The following is a 4,129-nucleotide window of genomic DNA, read 5'->3' on the forward strand; positions in this document are numbered from 1 at the left end:
AGAAGCAGGCCGCGAAGCTCGGCGCGAAGGCCACCAAGGCCACCGCCGCGCAGAACATGGCCAAGCGCGCCGAGAAACTGCTCAACGACCTCGACGACGTGCGCGTCGCCGACAAGGTCGCCAAGATCCGGTTCCCGACGCCCGCCGCGTGCGGCAAGACCCCGCTCATGGCGAAGGAACTGACCAAGGTCTACGGGTCGCTCGAGATCTTCACCGGCGTGGACCTGGCGATCGACCGCGGCAGCCGCGTCGTGATCCTCGGTCTCAACGGTGCCGGCAAGACCACGCTGCTGCGGCTGCTCGCCGGCGTCGAGAAGCCGGACCTCGGGGAACTCGTCGCCGGCCACGGGCTGAAGATCGGGTACTTCGCGCAGGAGCACGACACGATCGACGACGACGACACCGTGTGGGAGAACATCCGGCACGCCGCGCCGGACGCGGGGGAGCAGGATCTGCGAGGGCTCCTGGGCGCGTTCATGTTCAGCGGGCCGCAGCTCGACCAGCCCGCCGGGACGCTGTCCGGCGGTGAGAAGACCCGCTTGGCGCTGGCCGGGCTGGTGTCGTCGGCGGCGAACGTGCTGCTGCTCGACGAGCCCACCAACAACCTCGACCCGGTCTCGCGGGAACAGGTGCTCGACGCGCTGCGCAGCTACGAGGGAGCGGTGGTGCTGGTCACCCACGACCCGGGTGCGGCCGAGGCGCTGAACCCCGAACGGGTGATCCTGCTGCCCGACGGCACCGAGGACCATTGGTCGCAGGAGTACCTCGAGCTGATCCAGCTGGCGTAACTCCGGTGACGGATGGGGCGGAATCGTTGCGGTGCGCAGCGATCTGCCTCGGGTTTCGTCTACGTGAACTAGCCTGGTAAGCGGAGCCTTGTCGAGCCGACGGGAGGGATCCGATGGCACGCAGATCCGAAGACGGGCAGTCCACTTTCAGCAAGGGAACACGCGTCACCGGGGAGTCCCGGGACCGCCTCCAACAGGAACTCAAGCGCCGCTACGAGGCCGGGGCCAGCATCCGCACGCTCGCGCAGGAGACGGGCCGGTCCTACGGATTCGTGCACAACGTGCTCGTCGAATCCCACGTCGCGCTCCGCGGCCGCGGCGGCCCCAACCGTCGGCGCGCAGCGGCCTCGGGCAGCACCGCCTGACCGGCACCGCCGGACCCGGGGCCCGCCGCGCTCAGTCGCGGCGGCGCACCGACTCCTCGACCAGGTCCAGGACCTGGGTGAGTTCCTTCTCCGCGTGCCCGGACGCGAGCCGTGCGACGAGACCGTCGAGCACCAGATCCAGATAGCCCAGCAGCACACCGGTGGGCACGTCGTCGCGCAACCGGCCGGCTTCCCGCTGCCGCTCGAGCCGGCGTTCGGTCGCCTCGGTCAGCTGCGCCGAATGCTCGGTCCACGCCCGCGCGAACTCGGGATCGGTCCGCAGCCTGCGGGTGATCTCGAGCCGGGTGCCGAGCCAGTCGAACTGTTCGGGCGAGGCGAGCATGTCCCGCATCACCTGGACGAGACCTTCGTCGGCCGCGACCTCCGCCATCCGCCGGGCGTCCTCCTGGGCGAGCGCCAGGAAGAGTCCGTCCTTGTCCTTGAAATGATGGAAGATCGCGCCGCGCGACAGTCCGGTGGCGTCCTCGAGACGCCGAACCGTCGCGCCTTCGTAGCCGTGTTCGGCGAAGCAGCGCCGCGCGCCGTCGAGAATCTGGCTCCGCCGCGCGGCGAGATGGTCCTCACTGACCTTGGGCACCGGCACCTCCTTCGTCGTGTGCGGTGTGAGCACTCCGGCATCCGTGGCAAGGGCCCTGGGGCCGTTGAAGGCCCGCGTGGAGCAAAGCGCTCACGACCACGGCCGATTCGACGGTGTAGCACCGCGAAACGTGGTCGTGAGCGCTTGGCGCCTGTTCGGGCCGAGAGTGCTCACCGTCGCGTCGCGCCCCGGGGGCGGCGACGCGCACGGGATGGGCGGCTGCCCCGCCGGAACGGCGAGGCAGCCGCACAGCCGTCTCTATCCCCGAATCATGTTGCGCAGGACGTACTGCAGGATGCCGTCGTTGCGGTAGTAGTCCGCCTCGCCGGGGGTGTCGATGCGCACGACCGCGTCGAAGACGACCTTCTCACCGTTCTCCTTGGTCGCGGTGACCTTCACCGTCTCCGGGGTGACGCCCTCGTTGAGCTTCTCGATGCCCTCGATGTCGAAGACCTCGGTGCCCGTCAGGCCCAGCGACTTCGCGGACTCGCCGGCCGGGAACTGCAGCGGGATGACACCCATGCCGATGAGATTCGAGCGGTGGATGCGCTCGAACGACTCGGTGATGACGGCCTTCACGCCGAGCAGACGGGTGCCCTTGGCGGCCCAGTCACGCGACGAACCGGAGCCGTACTCCTTGCCGCCCAGGACGACCAGCGGGATGCCGGCCTGCTGGTAGTTCTGCGACGCGTCGTAGATGAACGACTGCGGAGCGCCTTCCTGGGTGAAGTCGCGGGTGTAGCCGCCCGAGACGCCGTCCAGGAGCTGGTTCTGCAGACGGATGTTCGCGAACGTGCCGCGGACCATCACCTCGTGGTTGCCACGACGCGAACCGAGCGAGTTGTAGTCCTTGCGCTCGACGCCGTGCGCATCCAGGTACTGCGCGGCCGGGGTCCCGGGCTTGATCGGGCCGGCCGGGCTGATGTGGTCGGTGGTGACCGAGTCGCCGAGCAGCGCGAGAACGCGGGCGCCCTTGATGTCCTTGACCGGCTGTGCCTCGAGCGGCATGCCGTCGAAGTACGGGGCCTTGCGGACGTAGGTGGAGTCCGGGTTCCACGCGAACGTGTCGCCCTCGGGGGTCTCCAGGTTCTGCCAGCGGCTGTCACCCTTGAACACGTCGGCGTAGGACTTGCGGAACATGTCCTGGCTGATCGCCGACTTGATGGTGTCGTCGATCTCCTGCGCGGACGGCCAGATGTCCTTCAGGAACACGTCGTTGCCGTCCTGGTCCTGGCCCAGCGCGTCGTGCTCGAAGTCGAAGTCCATCGTGCCCGCGAGCGCGTACGCGATGACCAGCGGCGGGGACGCCAGGTAGTTCATCTTGACGTCGGGGGAGATGCGGCCCTCGAAGTTGCGGTTGCCCGAGAGCACCGCGGTCACCGACAGGTCGTTGTCGTTGACGGCCTTGGAGATCTCCTCCGGCAGCGGGCCGGTGTTACCGATGCAGGTGGTGCAGCCGAAACCGCCGAGGTAGAAGCCGAGCTTCTCGAGGTACGGCCACAGGCCGGCCTTCTCGTAGTAGTCGTTGACGACCTGCGAGCCCGGAGCCATGTTGGTCTTGACCCACGGCTTGGTGGACAGGCCCTTCTCGACCGCGTTGCGGGCCAGGAGGGCAGCGCCCAGCATGACCGACGGGTTCGAGGTGTTGGTGCAGGACGTGATGCCCGCGACCACGACGGCACCGTGGTCGAGGATGAACTCGCCGCGATCCTCGGAGACGACCTTGACCGGCTTCGACGGACGGCCGTGGGCGCCGTTGGCGGCCGAGTGGACGACGACGGCGTCGTCGTCGGCGAAGGACAGGACGGCCGGATCGGACGCCGGGAAGGACTCCTCGACGGCCTCGTCGAGCTTGCTGTGCTCGGCCGGCAGCTGCTCCTCGACGTAGTTGTGGATGTCCTTGCGGAAGGCGATCTTCGACTCCGACAGCAGGATGCGGTCCTGCGGGCGCTTCGGGCCGGCGATCGACGGGACGACCGTCGACAGGTCCAGCTCCAGGTACTCGGAGTAGGCCGGCTCGTTCGCGGCGTCGTGCCACATGCCCTGTTCCTTGGCGTACGCCTCGACGAGCGCGAGCTGCTCGTCGCTGCGGCCGGTGAGGCGCAGGTAGTTGATGGTCTCGCCGTCGATCGGGAAGATCGCGGCGGTGGAACCGAACTCGGGGCTCATGTTGCCCAGCGTCGCGCGGTTCGCGAGCGGCACCTCGGCGACGCCGGCGCCGTAGAACTCGACGAACTTGCCGACCACACCGTGCTTGCGGAGCATGTCGGTGACGGTGAGCACGACGTCGGTGGCGGTCACACCGGGCTGGATCTCACCGGTGAGCTTGAAGCCGACCACGCGCGGGATGAGCATGGAGACCGGCTGGCCGAGCATCG

At 68.6% G+C, this 4,129-nt stretch carries 3 protein-coding genes and 1 pseudogene; 2 read left to right on the forward strand and 2 right to left on the reverse strand.

Annotated features, from left to right (window positions below; genetic code table 11):
- Together I0Q12_RS33150 and I0Q12_RS17920 are read left to right on the forward strand one after the other, a co-directional pair.
- Positions 1–788: pseudogene (locus I0Q12_RS33150) on the forward strand (ATP-binding cassette domain-containing protein); the annotation flags it as partial.
- Positions 789–901: 113 nt separating this feature from the next.
- Complete coding sequence (locus tag I0Q12_RS17920) at positions 902–1,153, forward strand: helix-turn-helix domain-containing protein (RefSeq protein WP_197253179.1); 252 nt, start codon at positions 902–904, stop codon at positions 1,151–1,153.
- Between the two features lie 31 nt (positions 1,154–1,184).
- Here I0Q12_RS17920 and I0Q12_RS17925 read toward each other — a convergent pair whose 3' ends face one another.
- Entirely contained in the window at positions 1,185–1,751 is a 567-nt protein-coding gene (locus I0Q12_RS17925; RefSeq protein WP_197253181.1) for a TetR/AcrR family transcriptional regulator, read from the reverse strand.
- 258 nt (positions 1,752–2,009) lie between these two features.
- The coding region (locus I0Q12_RS17930) for an aconitate hydratase (RefSeq protein WP_231610916.1) at positions 2,010–4,129 on the reverse strand (2,120 nt) is incomplete at its 5' end.

The organism is Rhodococcus sp. CX (assembly GCF_015865005.1).
Taxonomy (GTDB): domain Bacteria; phylum Actinomycetota; class Actinomycetes; order Mycobacteriales; family Mycobacteriaceae; genus Rhodococcus.